General features: G+C 59.3%; 15 protein-coding genes. 7 read left to right on the forward strand and 8 right to left on the reverse strand.

The features are described 5' to 3' along the window. Positions 1-174: 174 nt before the first annotated feature. Positions 175-2,814: a pyruvate, phosphate dikinase gene (gene ppdK, locus ACTRW9_RS03565; RefSeq protein WP_442428323.1), complete on the reverse strand. Its 2,640-nt coding sequence runs from the start codon at positions 2,812-2,814 to the stop codon at positions 175-177. Between the two features lie 97 nt (positions 2,815-2,911). Then, positions 2,912-4,996, reverse strand: coding sequence for a glycine--tRNA ligase subunit beta (gene glyS, locus ACTRW9_RS03570; protein WP_442428324.1), 2,085 nt, complete (start codon positions 4,994-4,996; stop codon positions 2,912-2,914). A 628-nt stretch (positions 4,997-5,624) separates the two neighbouring features. On the opposite strand from glyS, the gene mnmG reads away from it, so the two are divergent. The 3 genes from mnmG (at position 5,625) to ACTRW9_RS03585 (ending at position 9,587) form a co-directional block, all read left to right on the forward strand. Beyond that, a complete protein-coding gene (gene mnmG / locus ACTRW9_RS03575) occupies positions 5,625-7,532 on the forward strand; it encodes a tRNA uridine-5-carboxymethylaminomethyl(34) synthesis enzyme MnmG (RefSeq protein ID WP_442428325.1) in 1,908 nt (635 codons plus the stop codon). Between the two features lie 14 nt (positions 7,533-7,546). Next, positions 7,547-7,777 (forward strand): DUF4911 domain-containing protein, encoded by a 231-nt coding sequence (locus ACTRW9_RS03580; protein WP_442428326.1) that lies wholly within the window; start codon positions 7,547-7,549, stop codon positions 7,775-7,777. Between the two features lie 400 nt (positions 7,778-8,177). Then, positions 8,178-9,587, forward strand: coding sequence for a hypothetical protein (locus ACTRW9_RS03585; RefSeq protein WP_442428327.1), 1,410 nt, complete (start codon positions 8,178-8,180; stop codon positions 9,585-9,587). Positions 9,588-9,604: 17 nt separating this feature from the next. Here the strand turns inward: ACTRW9_RS03585 and ACTRW9_RS03590 are convergent, their stop codons facing one another. Further along, positions 9,605-10,123, reverse strand: coding sequence for an adenine phosphoribosyltransferase (locus tag ACTRW9_RS03590; RefSeq protein ID WP_442428328.1), 519 nt, complete (start codon positions 10,121-10,123; stop codon positions 9,605-9,607). A 79-nt stretch (positions 10,124-10,202) separates the two neighbouring features. Continuing rightward, positions 10,203-10,943: a LysM peptidoglycan-binding domain-containing M23 family metallopeptidase gene (locus tag ACTRW9_RS03595; protein WP_442426777.1), complete on the reverse strand. Its 741-nt coding sequence runs from the start codon at positions 10,941-10,943 to the stop codon at positions 10,203-10,205. A 176-nt stretch (positions 10,944-11,119) separates the two neighbouring features. On the opposite strand from ACTRW9_RS03595, the gene ACTRW9_RS03600 reads away from it, so the two are divergent. Then, positions 11,120-12,268: an FG-GAP repeat domain-containing protein gene (locus ACTRW9_RS03600; protein WP_442426778.1), complete on the forward strand. Its 1,149-nt coding sequence runs from the start codon at positions 11,120-11,122 to the stop codon at positions 12,266-12,268. Positions 12,269-12,359: 91 nt separating this feature from the next. Here the strand turns inward: ACTRW9_RS03600 and ACTRW9_RS03605 are convergent, their stop codons facing one another. Then, positions 12,360-12,566: a DNA gyrase inhibitor YacG gene (locus tag ACTRW9_RS03605; protein ID WP_442428329.1), complete on the reverse strand. Its 207-nt coding sequence runs from the start codon at positions 12,564-12,566 to the stop codon at positions 12,360-12,362. A gap of 316 nt (positions 12,567-12,882) precedes the next feature. Here ACTRW9_RS03605 and ACTRW9_RS03610 point away from each other — a divergent pair, with 316 nt between their 5' ends. Continuing rightward, complete coding sequence (locus ACTRW9_RS03610; protein WP_442428330.1) at positions 12,883-14,745, forward strand: ExeA family protein; 1,863 nt, start codon at positions 12,883-12,885, stop codon at positions 14,743-14,745. 162 nt (positions 14,746-14,907) lie between these two features. Here ACTRW9_RS03610 and ACTRW9_RS03615 read toward each other — a convergent pair whose 3' ends face one another. Then, complete coding sequence (locus tag ACTRW9_RS03615) at positions 14,908-15,390, reverse strand: DsrE family protein (protein WP_442426781.1); 483 nt, start codon at positions 15,388-15,390, stop codon at positions 14,908-14,910. Between the two features lie 104 nt (positions 15,391-15,494). Then, entirely contained in the window at positions 15,495-15,869 is a 375-nt protein-coding gene (locus ACTRW9_RS03620; protein ID WP_442428331.1) for a hypothetical protein, read from the reverse strand. Between the two features lie 81 nt (positions 15,870-15,950). Here ACTRW9_RS03620 and ACTRW9_RS03625 point away from each other — a divergent pair, with 81 nt between their 5' ends. Together ACTRW9_RS03625 and ACTRW9_RS03630 are read left to right on the forward strand one after the other, a co-directional pair. Further along, positions 15,951-16,439 carry a hypothetical protein gene (locus ACTRW9_RS03625; protein WP_442428332.1) on the forward strand — a complete coding sequence of 163 codons (489 nt, stop codon included), beginning with the start codon at positions 15,951-15,953 and terminating at the stop codon, positions 16,437-16,439. Between the two features lie 104 nt (positions 16,440-16,543). Further along, complete coding sequence (locus ACTRW9_RS03630; protein ID WP_442428333.1) at positions 16,544-17,131, forward strand: hypothetical protein; 588 nt, start codon at positions 16,544-16,546, stop codon at positions 17,129-17,131. A gap of 222 nt (positions 17,132-17,353) precedes the next feature. Here the strand turns inward: ACTRW9_RS03630 and ACTRW9_RS03635 are convergent, their stop codons facing one another. After that, entirely contained in the window at positions 17,354-19,111 is a 1,758-nt protein-coding gene (locus tag ACTRW9_RS03635; RefSeq protein WP_442428334.1) for a SulP family inorganic anion transporter, read from the reverse strand. Between the last annotated feature and the right edge of the window lie 97 nt (positions 19,112-19,208).

The following is a 19,208-nucleotide window of genomic DNA, read 5'->3' on the forward strand; positions in this document are numbered from 1 at the left end:
AGCCTTTCCTTAACCGGCGGGCTCCGCCGGGTTGCCATTTCTTTGGGAGAGTCGCCCTCAAACGGATGCGGTCCAAGCCGCGGGACGACATGACCATCTTCAGGATGGACCAATTATGGTGGCCCCCATTTTTGAAGTCAACCCGATTCTGGAAACCACCCAACGAAGGAAAAATCAGGGTTTCGGGTCCTTGATGGCCGCCTGCGCCGCGGCCAGAAGCGCCGTCGGCACGCGGAACGGAGAGCAACTGACATAATCCAGTTTGAGGCTGTTGAAGAACTCGATCGACTTCGGATCACCGCCATGTTCGCCGCAGATGCCGAGATGGATTTTCTTGTTCGCCGCCCGGCCTTTCTCCACCCCAATGCGCACCAGCTCGCCGACGCCGCTCACGTCCACGCTGACAAACGGGTCGCGGTCCAGCACACCCATCTCGATGTATTCGGGAAGGAACATGCCGGAGTCGTCGCGGCTGAGTCCGAAGGTCGTCTGCGTCAGGTCGTTGGTGCCGAAGGAGAAGAAGTCCGCTTCGGCGGCGATCTCGTCTGCGGTGATGGCGGCGCGTGGCAGTTCGATCATCGTGCCCACCTTGTAATCGAGCTTCACTTTCGCCTTTTTGATGATGCCCTGCGCCACCTCGTCCAGTTGCACGCGGGCCTGGCGCAATTCCTCCACATGCCCGACCAGCGGGATCATGATCTCCGGATACACCTTCGTTCCCTTCTTCACCAGCTTGCAGGCGGCCTCGATGATGGCGCTGACCTGCATCTTGTAAATTTCCGGGAACATCAGCCCCAGCCGGCAACCGCGCAGGCCCAGCATGGGATTGGCTTCCTTGAGGGAGTGGATTTTCTTGGTCAGTTTGGAAGGCGGCACCTTCATCTGTTTGGCGAGGGCCTTGATCTCTTTCGGGTCGGCGGGAAGGAATTCGTGAAGCGGCGGATCGAGCAGGCGGATGGTCACCGGCAGCCCTTCCATCGCCTTGAAGATCTGCGTGAAATCGCTCCGCTGAATGGGCAGGAGTTTTTTCAGCGCCTCTTCCCGCGTCTTCTCCTTGTCGGCGACGATCATCTTGCGCACGAGCAGGATGCGGTCTTCGTCGAAGAACATGTGTTCGGTGCGGCACAAGCCGATGCCCTGCGCGCCGAACTCCCGTGCCACCAGCGCGTCGTGGGGGGTGTCCGCGTTGGCGCGCACGCTCAGGTTCCGCACCTTGTCCACCCAGCTCATGAGTTGCGTGAAGTACCCGGTGACGCGCGGTTGAACCAGTTTCACCGAGCCCAGGATGACGCGTCCGTCGGCCCCGTCCAGGGTGACGGCGTCGTGTTCCTTGATCTCGGTACCGTTCAGCCACGCCTTCTTTTTGCGGGTATCGACGCTGAGTTCGCCGAGACCCGACACGCAGGGTTTGCCCATGGCGCGCGCAACCACCGCCGCGTGGGAGGTCATGCCGCCCTTCGCCGTGAGGATGCCCTGTGCGACGCTCATGCCGTGAATGTCTTCCGGCGAGGTTTCGGTACGCACGAGGATGACGCGCTCTTTCTTGCGCGCCAGTTCCGCCGCCGCCTCCGGCGAGAACACCACCTTGCCGGTGGCCGCGCCGGGAGACGCCCCCAATCCCTTGCCCAGCACCTTGACCTTGCTTTTCGGGTCGATCATGGGATGGAAGATCTGGTCTACCTGTTCCGCGGGAACGCGCAGCAGCGCTTCCTGCTTGCTGATCAATCCCTCGTTCACCATGTCCACGGCGATGCGGATTGCCGCCGCCGCGGTGCGTTTGCCTGCCCGCGTCTGGAGCATGTAGAGCCGGTTGTCCTCGATGGTGAACTCGATGTCCTGCATGTCCTTGTAGTGGTTCTCCAGGGTCTGGTACACCTCGAGGAGTTCCTCGTAACTGGCGGGCATGTCTTCTTTCAGCCGGGCGATGGGTTGCGGCGTACGGATGCCCGCCACCACGTCCTCGCCCTGCGCGTTGATCATGTACTCGCCGTAGAACTTCTTCTCGCCGGTAGCGGGATTGCGCGTGAACGCCACTCCGGTGGCGGAGGTCGGACCCATGTTTCCGAACACCATCGACTGCACGTTGACCGCCGTGCCCCAGTCCTCGGGAATGTGGTTCAGCCGCCGGTAATGGATGGCGCGCGGAATGTTCCACGAGTTGAACACCGCCTCGATGGCCATGCGCAACTGCTCGACGGGGTCTTCCGGAAACGCGTGGCCCACCTTCTTCTTCACCAGGGCCTTGAAATCCTTGATGACGCCCTTGAGGTCGTCCACCAGCAGTTCGGTGTCGAACTCCACCTTGCGCTTTTCTTTTCTGCGTTCGAGGATGGTTTCGAAATGCTCGCCCTCGATGCCCAGCACCACGTTGCCGAACATGGCGATGAAGCGGCGGTAACAGTCGTGGGCGAACCAGTTGTTGCTGGTCTTCTTGGCGAGCGCCTTCATCGTGTCTTCGTTGAGGCCGAGGTTGAGGACGGTGTCCATCATGCCCGGCATGGACACGCGCGCGCCGGAACGCACCGACAGCAACAGCGGATCCTTCTTGCCGCCGAAGGTCTTGTCCATGGCCTTCTCAAGACTTTTGAGGTTTTTTATGATTTCGTCCCACAGGGACGGGGGCAGGGTCTTGTCTTTTTTGAAGTAGTAGTTGCAGGCTTCGGTGGTGATGGTGAAGCCGGGCGGGACGTTGATGCCCAGGGAGGCCATTTCCGCCAGGTTGGCGCCTTTGCCTCCGAGCAGCTCCCGCATTTCTGCTTTGCCTTCGGTCTGGTTGGCTCCGAAAAAATAAACGTACTTGGAATTGGGACTCATTTGTATGAACACCCCGGTTAAGAGGCGCGTAAGGGATTGACTCCTATAAGATTAATCGGAAAAACGGGCCTCAGGTTAGCGAACCCGCTTTTTCATTTCAACTTTTTTTGACTACAATTTTCGAAAAATCCGCCAGTTGTGAAAACAAAGCGGAAATGGATTTCAGCAACGCCATGCGGTTTTGCCGCAGTTTCGGGTCCTCGACGTTCACCATGACGTGATCGAAAAACCGGTCCACCGCCGGCTTGATCTCAACGATCTTCGCCAGTGCCGACGAATAATCACGGATGTTGAGACAGCTTTCAACCATGGGACGCAGTTCCATGAATTTGTCGTTGAGTGCCCGCTCGGGCTCCTCCTTCAGGTAATCGGGATTGACCTCATCCGGAACCTGGCCTTCGATGATGCTCGCCACCCGCCGGAAAGCGATGGCCAGTGCCTCGAAATATGGTTGTTTTTTCAGGTCGGACAGCGCGGTCGCCTTTTCCTTGATGTCCTTGAACGAATCCACCCGCGTGCCCAGTACGGCGTCGATGACGTCGTACTCGAACCCCTCCTGCGTCAGCAACGTTTTCAACCGTTGCGAGAACAACTCGAGGCAGTGATAGCGGATTTTGTCCGGTTCCAGTTTGGCCTTTTCTCCCAGGATGGCGATGCCCTGGTCGATCAGCCACTCGAGGCTGGTCTGCAGATCGTAATGAATCAGGATCTGGATGATGCCCAGCGCGTTGCGGCGCAGGGCGTAGGGGTCCTCGGAACCGGAGGGGATGAGCCCGACCCCGATGCAGCCGACGATGGTGTCCAGCTTGTCGGCGATGGCCACCAGCGCCCCGGTCAGGGTGGAGGGCACGCTGTCGCCGGCAAAGGCGGGCTTGTAATGCTCCTTCACCGCCGTCGCCACGTCTTCGCCCTCGCCGGAATGGAGCGCGTAGTACCCGCCCATGACGCCCTGCAACTCCGGGAATTCGTACACCATCTGCGTCACCAGGTCCGCCTTGCACAACATCGCCGCGCGGCGGGTGGCCTTGCCGTCAACGGGCAAAACCTGACCCGGCTGGATCTCCCCGGTGAGCGCGGTGACCAGCGCCTGGATGCGCTCGGTGCGCTCGTACACGGTGCCGAGGTCCTTCTGATACACCACGCCCTTGAGCTCTTCAACAAACTCTTCCAGCTTGCGCTTGCGGTCCTCGTCATAAAAGAAACGCGCGTCGTCGAGCCGGGCGCGCAGCACCCGCTGGTTGCCCTGCCGGATCAGCGTGCCGTCCTGCGTTTTCATGTTGCTGACGGCGAGGAAGTACGGCAGCAGGTCGTTGCCCTTCCACACAGGAAAGTATTTCTGGTGGTGCTTCATGGTGATGACCAAGAGTTCCTTCGGCAGCTCCAGGTACCGGGCGTCGAATTCGCCGCGCAGCGTCACGGGATACTCGACGAGGTGCGTCACGGTGCCCAGCAGTTCGGTGTCTTCCTGGATCGTGCCGCCGACCTCGGAGGCGAGTTGTTCCAGTTGCTCGCGGATGCTTTGCAGGCGCACGGTGGGATCGACCACCAGGCAGTGCGCCTCCGCCTGCTTGAGGTAATCGTCGAAATTTTTGACGGAGAACGCGTCGGGACGCAGAAAGCGGTGACCGTATGAGGTGTTGCCTGCGGCGATGCCGCCGAATTCGAATTTGAGCGGTTGGCCGTCGAACAACGCCGCGATCCAGTGCACCGGCCGGGCGAACGCCAGTTTGCCGTCGGCCCAGCGCATTTTTTTGGGAAACGGAATCGAGCCGAACAGCTCCGGCAGGTACGCGTTCAAAATGTCCGGCGTCGGCTGGCCTTTTTTCTCGACACGGGCGCAGAGCACGTCGCCTTTCGGCGTGGACTCGGTGGTCAGCTCCGAAAGCTCCACGCCCTTGCCCCTGGCGAAGCCGATGGCGGCCTTGGTCGGGTTGCCCTCTTTATCGTAGGCGATGTTGACGCTGGGACCGAGGTGCGTCTCGACCACGTCCTCCTGCCGCTCCGAGACGTCCGGCACGCACACGGCCAGGCGGCGGGGCGTGCCCATCCACACCGGTTTTCCGGCGTGCAGGCGGTGCTTCTCCAGGTAATCGGAAAGCTGGCCCGACAGGTGCTTGAGCGCGGGCTCGATGTAGCCGGCGGGGATTTCCTCCGTTCCGATTTCGAAAAACAACTCGGGCATGACCTTAACTTTCAAGGAAGTGGATCGGGTGAGCGTCGCCGCACATTAAACCGCCAATCCCCGACAAAGTCAACGGCAGGCAACGCCTGCGGGAAACGGGCCGGACCTCGTCCGGAGGCAACGGGCTAATGCGTTGAGGGCGAACGAGGGTCCGTGGGCGCGGACTGCGTCCGAGGCAGATGGCTAGTGCGTTGCGGGTGAACGAGGGTCGGCGGGCGCGTTCCGCAGTTTTCCTCCCCTCCTTTTCAAGGAGGGGATACAGGGGAGGTTACCGATGCCCCTTCCTCAACTTCCCTCCCTGCCAAAAACCAAACAGGAACCACAGATGCACGCGGGTAGGGCAAAAGCGTTCATATTGTTGTATGATAAACGGTTTCACAGTACCCTTGATGCTTCGAAGAAAAAGAGGAAAACAGAGATTCTTCGTCGCTTGCGCTCCTCAGAATGACAGCGGACATGGTCCGCTACAAACGGGACTGTCATAACAGACATTGCCCTTGTTGCTTCGCGGCTCAGCCGGGTCATCTGTGTACATCGGTGTTCATCTGTGGTTGATTCTTTTTTGTTTTAATATTAAGGAAAAACCCCCTTGGCCCCCCTCACAAGGGGGGAAGGAATTGGAAGTTTCATGAAACGGTATGACGTCATTGTAATCGGGGCCGGGCACGCCGGCTGTGAGGCGGCGCTGGCTGCGGCGCGCATGGGGTGCAATACCCTCCTGCTCACGCTCAACCTCGACAACATCGCCCTCATGCCGTGCAACCCCGCCGTCGGCGGCGTCGGCAAGGGCCACATGGTACGCGAGATCGATGCCCTGGGCGGCGAGATGGCAAAAGTCATTGACGCCACCGGCATCCAGTTCCGCATGCTCAACGCGTCGAAAGGCCCCGCCGTGCAGGGCAACCGCGCCCAGGCGGACAAGCACGCCTACAAAACACAAATGCGCCGCGTGCTGGAGGCGCAGAGGAACCTCGACATCGTCATGGAAGAGGCCGAGGAACTGCTGGTCGCCAACCATGTCATCCAGGGACTGCGCACCGCCCAGGGCAACGAGTATTACGCCAAGGCGGTGATTATCACCACCGGCACCTTCTTAAAAGGCCGCATCCACATTGGCCTCGAGCATCACGCCGCCGGGCGCATGGGCGAACAGCCGTCGAACAAACTCTCCGACTCCTTCCTCGCCTGCGGCTTCGAAGTGGGACGGCTGAAGACCGGCACGCCGCCGCGCATCCGGGCCGGCTCCATCGACTTCTCCGTCTGCGAGGTGCAGGACGGCGATCCCGACCCGCAACCGTTTTCGTTTTCCACGGAATCCGTCTCGCACCGGCCGCAGGTGCCGTGCCACATCACCTACACGAACGACCGCACGGCGGAAGTCATCCGCGCCAACATGGATAAGTCGCCGCTCTACAGCGGCGTCATCGAGGGCATCGGCCCGCGGTACTGTCCGTCGATCGAAGACAAACTGGTGAAGTTTCCCGACAAGTCGTCGCACCATATTTTCCTGGAGCCGGAGGGACTCGACACCGACTGGGTGTACCCGAACGGCATCTCCACCTGCCTGCCGCAGGAAATCCAGCAGGAGTTCGTGCGCACCATCCCGGGCCTCGAGCGGGCGGAGTTGGTGCGGCCGGGCTACGCGGTGGAATACGATTTCATCCCGCCGACGCAACTCAAACCGACGCTGGAGACCAAACGCGTGTCAGGCCTGTTCCACGCCGGGCAGTTGAACGGCACCTCCGGTTACGAGGAAGCGGCGGCTCAGGGCCTGATGGCGGGCATCAACGCCGCGCTCAAGGTGCAGGGCAAACCACCGTTCGTGCTGACGCGCATGGACGCCTACATCGGCGTGCTGATCGACGACCTCGTCACCAAGGGCACGCTGGAGCCGTACCGCATGTTCACCTCGCGCGCCGAGTACCGTCTGCTCTTGCGGCAGGACAACGCGGATCAACGCCTGATGGCGAAGGGCCACGCGCTGGGAATGGTCTCCGACGACACGCACACCGCGTGCGTCGAGCGCCACCGCAAAGTCGCGGCAGAGATCGACCGCCTGCGCACGACGACGGTCGTTCCGGACAAGCTGACCAAACCAAAGCTCGCCCGATTGGGCATTGGTAATCTGAAAGGGCCGACGCCCCTGAGCGGCCTCCTCACCCGGCCGGAGGTGACGCACGCGCAGTTGATGGAGGTGTTCGGCGACGGCGCGGACGCGGTGCCGGAGGCGGTGGCCAAACAGGTGGAGATCGAGGTCAAGTACGAGGCGTTCATCCAGCGGCAGAACCACCTGGTCGAAAAACAGAAGAAGCTCGAAAACTACGTCATCCCCAACGATCTTTCTTATGGCGACATCGCCGGGTTGTCGCGCGAAGAAGTGCAGAAGCTGGAGAGCATCCGTCCGGCGACGCTCGGCCAGGCGTCGCGCATCTCGGGCGTCACCCCCTCCGCGGTGAGCCTGCTCATGCTGCTGCTGGAGCGGCGCTCGCGCGGGCTCCACGGCTCCACCGAAACCACCAACGCCCCCGCGGCGTAACGATTCCCCACATCATGCAACCGCCGCATACCGATTCGGTTCAATGGATCCTGGAAGTCGAGCCGAAGGACATCGCCTACATCGTCGGCATCTTCGAAGCCTGCGACAGCCTCGCCGTGGTACGCACACTTGATCCCAGGCGCGGGCACATCGAGCTCATGATCGCGCCGGATTTCGAAAGCGATGTCGCAAGCGTGGTGGACGCCCTTTCCAAAGAAATCCCCGTGCAGGTGTTGTCGCGCTGACCGGACTGCGTCCGGGAACGAATGGCTACTGCCCAGTGGGCGAACGATGGTCCGTGGGCGCATTCCCAATACAAGACATTGCCTCCGGGTGTGGCTCGATCCCCCGTAAAGAGGGTTAGGGGGATGCTTCCGCTATTATCCTGAACGTCAACGAAGGATCTCGATGCCCGAAGTTTCGTCGCAGTGTCATCCTTCGCTAACGCTCAGGATGACAAGCCGAAAATGAAAAAGCCCCCCAGCCCCCTTCGGAGAAGGGGGAGCCCACCGGTTTACACCCTCGGATCCCCGTTCACCGGGAAACACACGAGCCACCGGCATCCCATGCCATTAGGAATGGCATTCTCCCTTTGCATCTTTCTCCCAACTGGCCAATAATGCCCTCAACGACGGGGGGCTTTTTTTGGAAAAACCGACCCGCAGAATCATTCCGCCCTTGATGGGCATGACGGCGCTGGGCCTCGGCCTGTATTTCCTGGCGCGCCTTTACCTCGACGACTTTCCCCGCAACATCAATGTCTACTGGGATTACTTCTGGCTGAACTGGCAGGTCATGCTGATCGCATCCTGCTGGATTTCCGCGTACGGCCTGCTCCTTCCCCGGCTCTGGGGATGGTTCTTCGCGCAATTGACGCTGGTGGTTTTCTATTTCGGCTACGTGTACCTGAAGATGGTGTTTCTGGGGGTGCGGGGGATGGGATGGTTTTACCTTTTTCATTTCACGGTCTTCGCCGCCGCCATCGCGTTTCTTCAGCATCCCGACATCTATACCCGCTTCATCGATGAGACGGTGAAGCTGAAACGGCCGCGGCGTCATTTGAGGAACGTGGGTCTGACCATCCTGTTCGTGGGCCTGGTGCCCATGGTCACGGGATTCGTCGTGGCGCTGAACTTTCCGCAAATGAAAACCTCTCCGGTGGCAGGAGTGCGCACGCCTTTGGACGCCACACCCTTCCTCCTTCCGATGGGATATCGCATCCTGCTCCCCGAAGGCACGCGGATGGTCGATGTGTTTCACGTCCGCATGGATTCTGAAACTTTCCGCACGCAAAGGCAGAACATTTTGAAGCAGGGTTTCCTTCATTACGACTTCACCCTGCGCGCAATGGCGTTGCAGACCCCGGACGGGACGCAGGTTTTTCTGCAGGACAGGACGTTTGTGCAAAGCCTGCTGGGTTCCCTGTCCGCGGCATCGTACTTCCATCACCTCAACTACAAGGCCACCGAACTGGAGCTCGGCCGCAAATGGCATGAGGAACGCATGGGCCTGCTGTTCGTGATGGAACGCGGGCTGGAGCTGGACTTCCAGTTCCGCCTGCGCTCGGAAAAAAAAGCCCGGCATATTCCGGGCAACCAGCTGGACCTGTTCACCGAATCGTACGTGGTGCAGAAAGGGGAGAGGAGAAAGCGGGTCCAGTTGTTTCACGTGTACCGCCGGGGCCTGACTGCAGGGGGAGGCATGTTCACCGGACCGGTTACGGATTCATTCAACGACCTTCTAGGGTCGATCGCCATCACCGGGACCGGGCATCCCGCGGCGGAAGAGTATTACCGCAGAGGGGTGGATGCCTTGCTGGCAAACCGCGTGGCCGAGGCGGGCCTTGCCCTGGGGTCGGCCCTGTTCCTGTTTGATGCCGATCCGCGCTACCACACCCTGTTCGCGCACTACCAGCTTTCATGGCCCGGGGGCGTCACGCAGGAGACCTTCGACCGTGCCGTGCTGCACCTGCAGCAGGCGCTCAATCTGGACCCGGATTTCGAACCCGCCTGGCAAATGGCGGAGAACCTGGGTTTGCGCGTGCGCGCCGATTGAAATCCGGTCTTTTCGGATCAGTAACTGACGAGGGAATAGACGGGCAGGTTTTTCATTTTGTCGCGGCCACCCAGAAACGACAGCTCCATCAGGAACGTCACCTCCACCAGCTCGCATTTGAAATTGTCCATCAACAACTCCAGCACCGCCTCCATGGTGCCGCCGGTGGCGAGCACGTCGTCGATCACGAGCACCTTGTTGCCCGGGTCGATGGCATCCTGGTGCACCTCGAGGGTGTCGGTGCCGTATTCCAGGTCGTAGGTTTTGCTGAACGTCTTGAAGGGAAGCTTGCCGGGTTTGCGGATCATGACGCAGCCCGCACCGATGGCGTAGGCCACGGCGGCGGCGAACACGAAACCGCGCGCCTCCACGCCGACCACGGTGTCGATACCATGGTTGGCATACCGCTCCTTCCACATTTCGATGACACGGTTGAAGGTGTCGGAATGATTGAGAAGCGGCGAGATGTCCTTGAAGACGATTCCCTCCTTGGGAAAGTCCGGGATATCGCGGATGTATTCTTTGATTTCCTTCATGCCGTGGTGTCTCCTCTCGTTCGACGGGCGATGTGGTTCTGGGCGGGTGTCACTCGAATGCCGCAGGATTGTAGCCCATTCAGGGCAGATATAACAGGGGGTCTTTGGGATGCGTGTCGTTACGCACTTCAAAATGCAGGTGCGGACCGGAAGCGCGGCCGGTGGCGCCGACCTTGGCGATGATCTGTCCCTTCGTCACCTTCTGTCCCTTCTTCACCAGGTTCTGGGAGTTGTGCGCGTACACCGTGGTGAGATGGTTCGGGTGCTTGATGATCACCATGCGTCCGTATCCCGTGGGACCCCAGCCGGAAAACTTGACCAGCCCGTCGGCAGCGGCGAACACCGGTGTACCGGAACTCGCACCGATGTCGATGCCTTCATGCGTGCTGCGTCCGCGCGGACCGAACCGGGATGTGATGACGCCGTTCACCGGCCAGATGAGGTACTTGGAAAACGCCTTGCGCGCCACGCGTTTGTCGGTGGGTTTGCGTTTGCGAGAGGCGGTGCGCTGTTTGCGCTGGGATTTTTTTTCGGCGTAACCCACCGTCGGCGGCACGTGTTTCACGGAGTCGACACCGGGAATCCACAAATGCCGTCCAGCGCGCAGTTGGGTGGGATCCTCCAACCCGTTGACGCGCATGAGCACCCGCACCTTCACCCCGTAGGCCTGCGAGATGGAATACAGCGTCTGCCCCTTGGAAACGGTGTGGTACACGCCCTGCGGCCCGGGATAGCGCCAGGCGTCGAGCACACTGCAACTGGTCAGAAACAGCACGGCGGCCAGAAGGGCCGCCCATTTCAATAAACGGATTGGGGCCATGACGCAGGCTGACTTTATAAGTGATTGAAAACACTAAAATTATACCACCAGCCTTTAGGGAGTCAAGGCGCTTTCCCCGCTTTACAAGCCGCTCGATATTCTGTATATATGAGAAACAGGCATTGACCTGATTCCTCAAACCCTCTGTCCGGCCGGGTTCCCGGTTATTCCGTATCGTGTCTCACCGTTTTTTCCTGTTTTTCGCTGTATTCGCCCTGGTGTGGGTCCCTTTGTCCGCCTGCGATTCCGGTCCGCGCGCCAAGGACCCGGATCCCTTCCACATGCCCACCATGTACGACGTGGGTAAAAAGCCGGCGATGATCATCGCCCACGACATGAACGGCGACGATTTTCCCGACATCCTGGTGGCCAATTCGCAGGACAACAACATCATGTTTTTTGAAGGACGCGGCGACGGCACCTTCAAGGACCCGTTCACCATGGACACCGGGCGCGAACCGATGGCGCTGGCGGCGGAGGATTTCAACGGCGACGGCATCGCCGACATCGCAGTGTGCAACTACGGCGACGGCAACATACAGGTTTTCCTGGGCCAGAAAGACGGCGTGTTCAAAAACGCGGGCACGGTGAAAGCGGGCAAGCTGCCGATCAACATCGCCACCGGCGATTTCAACAACGACCGCAAGATCGATCTCGTGGTCTCGCTCCGTTTTGACAAACTGATCATCTTTCTCGGCAACGGGGACGGGACTTTCAAACTGGCGGAGGCCTACAAGGCGCACAGCCTGCCGGTGCGCGTGGTGGTGGGCGATTACGACAATGACAACAACCAGGACCTCGCCGTCGCGTTCAACGGGGTGAAGGCCGATTACATCCGCATCTTTTTCGGCAACGGCAACGGCACCTTCCTGCCGCCGAAAACCATACGCGGAGGGCATCAGGCCACCTACATCGAGCAGGCGGACATGAACAAGGACGGCAACATGGACCTCATCGTGTCCAGCCCCACCACGGACAGCCTGACCTTGTTTTTAGGCGACGGCAAAGGCGGGTTCCGTCCGACCGAAGAGTTCGCGGCGGAGAAGGGTCCGCGCCACATCATTCCCGGCGAGTTTTCCGGTGACGGCGTGCCGGACCTGCTGATCCTCAACGAACGGGACAACTCGGTGAGCCTTCTGCAGGGACGCGGCGACGGCACCTTCATCTATCCTCATTTCAACTACCCCGTCGGCAGGCACCCGTGGGCCATTGCCGGAAGCGACTTCAACAAGGACGGCATGAAAGACGTCGCCATCATCCTCTACGACAACGCCATCCTGGAAATCCTGATGCGCAAGATCCCCGCGCGCAACATCCAGTCCTGACCGGGCACAACCCGGTTAGACATGGCCCGGCCGGAGACGCTTCGTTTGGGCAAGGTCCGTTCCACCCGATCCGACCCCTCCTCAACCCACGTCAATAATTGTTTTCGGAATCCGGTTCTTCCGGCGAAGGCGGGGTTTGTGTGTCCGGTATGGCGTAGGCACCGTCCAGCCACTTACCCAGATCGGCCAGCCGGCAACGCTCGGAGCAGAACGGAAAAAACGCATTGCCCTCTTTCTCCGTTCTCTTTCTGCAGGTGGGGCATTTGAGGAATGAAGCGCTCACAGCAAGTCGGTCCATGACAAAATTCAGGGTATTGTGATTCCACCGTCAAGTGTGCCGCAAGTTTCCATTGCCGCGCAACCCCGGGCCTTTCCGGATTCAGTCACCCCTCTCCCTGAAGCCAATCTCCCCAAACCAGAAAATCATTAAAAATCAATCAGTTAAAATTCTTTTTCGGTTTACATGAACACTAAACCTTTGTATAGTAATGCATTATAATTTTCCGCACCGCGAATTGACCATATTTCATTGAATTATTTAAACTTAGCTGCCTGACAACGGTGGCTTGACAGGCCTCACCGCCAGCCAGACAGAACCTTTTGGAACCGCAGACATGGGCCAACCGCACGAACTGGATTCATACCAACTGCTGGACGCACTGTCTTCAGGCAAACTGAATTCCGAAAGCCAGGACGTGCCGGATCCCGGTTGCGCGGAAGTCGGGCTTCCATCCGCTCCTGCGGCCCCGCGCGCCCGCCGACGCCAGATGTACCCGGAGTTTTTCGGTTTCACCGAGAAGCCGTTCGACCTGACCCCCAACCCGGATTACCTGTACCTGCCGCACCGCCACAAGGATATGCTGGCGGCGCTCTTGATGGGCCTTGAAGAAGGCAAAGGGTTTTTGAAAATCATCGGCGAACCCGGCACGGGCAAGACTACGCTGTGCAAAAGTTTTCTGAAAAACCTGAAAGGCCCCTACCGCTTCGCCTGCATCCATATCCCGGCGGAGGACGGCATCGAGCTTCTGCAATCACTCAACCAGCAGTTCGGCCTGCCCGCCGATTCCACCAGCAAAAAGGAACTGGTTCGTGAATTGTCGCAGTTTTTACTGGCCGAGTACCGGGCCGGACGCCGGACGGCGATTTTGATCGACGAGGCGCAGAATCTTTCGGCCCCGGTATGGGAGGAGATCCGGCTGCTGTCGAACCTGGAAACAGAAACGGACAAACTGATCCAGTTCATTTTGCTCGGCCAACCCGCACTCGACCGCTTTTTATCGAAAGCCGAATGGAAGTCGGTGCGCCAGCGCATCGCCCTGCAACGCGTGTGGACCCCGTTCAACCCCGAGGAGACGCGGGGCTACATTCGCTACCGCCTCCAGCGCGCAGGCGGCAAGGGCAAGGTGCTGATCGACGACCGCGCTTTTGACAACGTGTACCGTTTTTCCAAGGGCGTGCCGCGCATGATCAACGCCCTCATGGACCGCGCCCTGACCCTCGCCCACAACGAGCGCACGAAAAAAATTCCGGCAAAACTCATTCGACAGGCGGCGGACGACCTTGGCGGACTGGACCGGGAACCGTCGTTCCTGCACAAATGCGTGAAGGCGATCCTGGTATTGATCCTGCTGGCTCTCGTTGCCGGGGCGGGATTGTTTTACGCCGTGCGTGACCAGGTGGACTGGCGTCCGGCGTGGGGCTTCGACCTCGATCCCGTGATCCAGCACAACCTGATGAGCCCCCGGCGGGCGGGCAAGCTGGAGTCGTTGACACCATCCCCCGCCAAACTGAACGCTCCCGCCGGGCCGCCTCTGGTGACGCCTTCCGGCGCATACCGGGTGGTGCATGCGGGCCAGCTTCACGGTTACTTTTCCACAATGACAGGCGAGGAAAGCAAGGCCTACGCGCAGCGGTGGATGCTGAAAACCTGGGGCATCACAATGGAGACCATTGCGGAACTGAGGCAGGCGGGCTGGGCGAACCTGCAATCGGAGCACAACCTGCAAACGCTTCCTTTAAACGCCAACCTGGAACGCCTGACCGCGCTGAACTATCCGGCGCTCATCACCCTCGACCTGGGAGAGACTACGGGACGGCACCACGTGGCCTACCTCGGTCGCATCGGCAACATCGGCCTGTTTGGTGCGAAGGGATTGTTGCAGGTGCCCCTGACTTTTATCGATCCCGTCTGGGACCGCAAGGCGGAAATCGTGTGGAAAAATTTTGAGAACCTGCCGGAGTCGCTCGGCCGCAACGACGAAGGTGAGACGGTGCTGTGGCTGCAGGCGCAGCTGAAAGCGCTGGGGTTTTTCAACAAGCCCGACGCGCCGCAGTTCGGTCCGCTGACGGAAAAAGCCGTCGAGCGTTTTCAGCAGGCCCACCGGCTGGAAGTGACCGGCCGGCTTGACCGCGAAACACAGGCCCTGCTCTACAGCAAGCTCACCACCTATCCGACCCCCGGCCTGGCAGGAAAGTAATCACAGCCGGACCCACCCGAGTCATCCAGCACGCAGCTTCTTCATTTGTTTTATCTTTCCGGAAAAATAAACCGGGAAGGATCCTGGGTCACCCTTCCTCAACCCTCCCCCGTAACAGGAGGGGATTGAGAAGGGAATCCGGGTGAGATTGAAATGCATCGGTCAGGGTTTGATGTAAAGATAACCCTGCTCCTGCAGGTCGGCGATGCGTTTCACCGCCACCGGGTGTTCGGTGGGAATGAACCCGGCCACAAGCCTGTCCAAAGGACGGCCGAACAGTTTCATCGACACCTGGCACATCTCCGGCTCCACGCCCATGTCCATTACCGACTTTAGTTTTGCTTTCAGTTCGGGGTCGACGTCGTCGCGGTCGAACAGCATCAACGCCGGACCGTGCACGACGACCTTGATGTCGATCTTGTCCATGCCGCCTTCCGCCTCAATGTGTTTTTTCACCAGCGCCATGGCGTACTTGGCGACCGCCACGTCGTTGCCGTCGATGTGGTACAGCACCTTCAGTTTGCCGTCGGGGGTGCGGTGTTTGCCCGTTTCCGCCTGTGCGGCAAACGCGGATCCAAACAGCAGAAGCCCCGCCAAAAACAAGGAGCCGAGGTAAAACCGTGCCGATGTGTTGATTCCGTGCATGTCGAAATCTCCAGATGAGTGTGGAATGATACGCCCATTTGGGCGTGTATTCCCCCTTCTTTTGCTTTCCTCAATTGTATCACCCCACGCGGAGGCAAATGCAATCAGGATTTGGGGATGGACGGCAGGTCGTTGAAAGAAATGGTGGTTCCGGGGCGGGCGTGTTCCAGGAGCAGGTCGATGACCTGGCGGATGGCGGCGACGTGGTACTTGCGTTCGGGCATGCCGTCGAAATGCGGGTCGTCCACTTCGATGGTGATGGCGCCGGGCTGGGTGTAGTTCAGGTAAAACGCACCCAGCGGCCGGAACTGCTCCAGCGGCTGGTCGTTGCCTCCGGAATTGACGATGACCATGTGGACGTCGGTACCGGGAGTGGTGAACACCTCGAACAGGCCCCCCCGGGTCACGTTGTGGTGGTGGCAGTAATTCAGGATGCGATGAATGTCCGCGATCGTCGTTTCTTTATATACTTCATGCATGGAGTGGCCTTTGCGATATACTGGGATTATGCGGGGCGCGGTTCCGCTTTTCAATTTTAAAAGCCTTATCCGGGAATATCCATGGTCCTGTTCGGATCGGAGGCCATCCTCGAGTGGTCGCTTGAAGGGCGCAACCGCAAAAACGCGGCAACGCTCATCAAGAATATCTGCCGCGTGGCGGCGCAGGGAAGCGGCTCGGTGCCGCTCGACCCGTTTCTGCAAATCCTCGAATTCAGCTCCAGGGACATTCAAAAATTCACCTCCCAGCGCGGCCGGATTGACATCCAGTGCCCCAAGGGGCCACAGGGCAAGCTGGAAGGCACCTTCCTCAATCGCGGTCAGCCCATGCAGGATACCATCCCTCGGATGGAGATGACGGAAGCGACGATGAAAATTCAACGCGTCGTGAAGGGCCGATTTTTCGCAAAGGACAACCTGCTTCGCCTGACCGACATCCAAGGCATGGCAATACAGAAAGCATTCCTCAAACAGAAAAACGGTGAATCCATGGGCGTGTCGTTCCAGGTGGAGCGGCTGTTGCTGAAACCCACTTCCCTCGCCATCTTCTAGCCCCGCTTCCTTTATCGCAACCCCATACCTTGCCTGAATCCGCACGCCGTGAAGTGTGATACCTTGAAAGTATCTCATCAACCTGTGAACGCGCGAGATCGATCATGGAAGACACCATTCAGAGCATACTGAACAAGATCAAGGAACTCGAAGGACAACTCCAGCAGGAAATCGAAACCCGGCAGGAAAAGTTCTATTACCACATCAAGCGCAAACGCGTGTATTTCGAACAACAGGTTCGCCAACAGCACAAGCTGTTGATGAAAACCATTTACCGCTACCTGCACGACGCGCGCATCATGTCGGTGGTCACCGCACCGGTCATTTACTCTCTCATATTTCCGGCCATTTTTATGGACTTGATGGTGTCCGTTTACCAGGCCATCTGTTTTCCGGTGTACGGCATACCCAAGGTGAAGCGGTCGGACTACATCGTCATCGACCGTCACTACCTGCGCTACCTGAACGGCATCGAAAAAATCAACTGCATGTACTGCGGTTACTTCAACGGGCTCGTGGCCTATACGCGGGAAATCGCGGCGCGCACCGAACAGCACTGGTGCCCCATCAAGCACGCGCGCAAGGTCAAGGACCTGCACAACCGGTACAAATTCTTTCTGGACTATGGCGACGGCAACAGCTACCGCGAGCACATCGAGAAAGTGCGGCGGGATTACAGTGATTTGGAATGAGTCCATGAAAGGAACCGCCGGTTTAGCGGTCCCTTGGTGGGGGGGTTCGGCAATTCTTCCTGAGGACGCTTTTGTGAGGGAGAAGAAGAACTGCCGAACCGTTTGGATAAATAAATGACCCCCGGTCCCCTCTTCCAGGCTCCACGAGGAGCCTGTGGCTGACATGACGCGATGCAGGAGGAGAGGGCCGGGGTAACGGCCCCTTGCGGAGCCGCCCTGGGATCACCGGGCATGATCCGACGCGGGGGTCAATCTTTGTCCGAGTGAATGCAGACAATCGTACGTACTGGGGAACACGTTTTCCGGCGAAATCACGTTGGGCACCATTTTCATTTTTTTCATCATCTCCAGCGGCTGGTTTTGGGCGCCCGCCATCAAAACTTCGATGTTCTGATCGTTCAACTCGCGCACCATGTCCTCCATGGCGAACAGGCCGGTCTGGTCGATGTAGGGAACGCGGTCCATATCCAGGATCACGCAACGCGTGTTTTTGAGGCCGCGGATTTTTTGCGTCAATGTTCGTGCAAAGCCAAAGAAGATGGGACCGGTCACGGTTTTCACGTACACCTGCTCGGAGACCTCCGCCAGCGAATGAAAATGCCTGCCATCCCCGTTTCCGTTGAAATTCAGTTTCAGGTCATTGAGCGGCGCCAGTGACGTCTGCTTGCGGCCCAGGTCGCTCATGGTTTTCATGAACACCACGCAGGAGATGCCCATGCCCACCGCCACCGCTTCGATCAGGTCCACGAAAACGGTGAGCAGGAACACGGTCACAAGCACGAAGGAGGCCGAGCGCGGCATGGCAGCCAAATGCTTGAGCCCCTTGTAATCGATGATGTCCAGGCCCACCGTCATCAGGATGCCGGCGAGCACCGGGATCGGGATGTACTGGGCATAGGCCCCGAGCCCCAGGAGCACCATCATAAGAAATCCCGCCGAGATCATGCCGGACAGGTTGGTGCGTCCGCCGGTGTTGATATTGACCAGGGTGGACATGGTGGTGCCCGCCCCGACGATCCCGCCCAGCGCGCCGGACAGCATGTTGCCGCAACCCTGGCCGATCAATTCGCGGTTGCTGTCGTGCTGGGTGCGGGTTTTGGTGTCGGCGATGACGGAAGTGAGCAGGGAATCGATCGCTCCCAGCCCGGCCAGTGTCAACGCGGGAATGAAGATCATCGACAGATGCGATGCATTGATGCCGGTCAGTTCGTCCAGTTTGAGCGAGGGCAGGCCCTGCGGGATATCGCCGATGATCGGCACGGACCATCCCATCAGTGCCGTGGCCAGCGTCCCGACAATCAAGGCCACCAGGGTGCTGGGCACCGACTGGGTCACCCGCGGGAACAGGTAGATGATGGCCATGGTCATGGTGGCCAGGGCCACCGCCGCCAGGTTCGCGTCGGGAATGGCGCCGGGAAACTGGCTGAGCACCAGCAGCACGTTCTTGGGCGACTCCAGACCCATGAACGGGAACAACTCGACAATGATGAGGATGACCCCGATGCCGGTCATGAAGCCGGAAATCACCGGATAGGGCATGTATTGAATGAAACTGCCGATGCGAAAGACACCGAGCAGGATCTGGATCAGCCCCGCCAGCATGAAAATGGCGATGATCAATCCCAGCCCGGCTGCCAGGCTTCCGGTCTGGTCGATCACCCGGGCGATGATGAGCGCGCTGACGACGGTCATCGGTCCGGTCGGGGTGCTGATCAGGGTCTGCGTGCCGCCGAACGCGGCGGAGAGCAGCCCCAGCGCGATGGCGCAGTACAATCCCGCGGTCGCACCCAGACCCGATTGCACACCAAACGCCAGCGCAAGGGGAAGCGTCACTACGCCTGCGGTGATGCCGCCGAATATGTCGCCGCGCAGGTTATGAGCTTTGCTATTAAAAAATTTCCTCAATTTATCCTGAAAAGACCCGGCTTCCTGCTTGAATTCCATCTCTTTTCCATTAGCCTTCATAGCCGTCTCACCCATCTTTGGAGGTTCCCTGCCTCACCCGGTTTCCCTTCGGCCGGAAACCCCGATGTGTTCCATGCTGGCTACTCTATAAAAGAAGGCAATTTTAAAATAT

Source organism: Nitrospina sp. 32_T5 (assembly GCF_052156635.1).
Lineage (GTDB): Bacteria > Nitrospinota > Nitrospinia > Nitrospinales > Nitrospinaceae > Nitrospina.

Bases quoted from the DNA above. Each gene is read 5' to 3' on its own strand.
- ppdK (WP_442428323.1), bottom strand. From the start codon at position 2,814: ATGAGTCCCAATTCCAAGTACGTTTATTTTTTCGGAGCCAACCAGACC.
- glyS (WP_442428324.1), bottom strand. From the start codon at position 4,996: ATGCCCGAGTTGTTTTTCGAAATCGGAACGGAGGAAATCCCCGCCGGC.
- mnmG (WP_442428325.1), top strand. From the start codon at position 5,625: ATGAAACGGTATGACGTCATTGTAATCGGGGCCGGGCACGCCGGCTGT.
- ACTRW9_RS03580 (WP_442428326.1), top strand. From the start codon at position 7,547: ATGCAACCGCCGCATACCGATTCGGTTCAATGGATCCTGGAAGTCGAG.
- ACTRW9_RS03590 (WP_442428328.1), bottom strand. From the start codon at position 10,123: ATGAAGGAAATCAAAGAATACATCCGCGATATCCCGGACTTTCCCAAG.
- ACTRW9_RS03595 (WP_442426777.1), bottom strand. From the start codon at position 10,943: ATGGCCCCAATCCGTTTATTGAAATGGGCGGCCCTTCTGGCCGCCGTG.
- ACTRW9_RS03605 (WP_442428329.1), bottom strand. From the start codon at position 12,566: ATGGACCGACTTGCTGTGAGCGCTTCATTCCTCAAATGCCCCACCTGC.
- ACTRW9_RS03610 (WP_442428330.1), top strand. From the start codon at position 12,883: ATGGGCCAACCGCACGAACTGGATTCATACCAACTGCTGGACGCACTG.
- ACTRW9_RS03615 (WP_442426781.1), bottom strand. From the start codon at position 15,390: ATGCACGGAATCAACACATCGGCACGGTTTTACCTCGGCTCCTTGTTT.
- ACTRW9_RS03620 (WP_442428331.1), bottom strand. From the start codon at position 15,869: ATGCATGAAGTATATAAAGAAACGACGATCGCGGACATTCATCGCATC.
- ACTRW9_RS03625 (WP_442428332.1), top strand. From the start codon at position 15,951: ATGGTCCTGTTCGGATCGGAGGCCATCCTCGAGTGGTCGCTTGAAGGG.
- ACTRW9_RS03630 (WP_442428333.1), top strand. From the start codon at position 16,544: ATGGAAGACACCATTCAGAGCATACTGAACAAGATCAAGGAACTCGAA.
- ACTRW9_RS03635 (WP_442428334.1), bottom strand. From the start codon at position 19,111: ATGGGTGAGACGGCTATGAAGGCTAATGGAAAAGAGATGGAATTCAAG.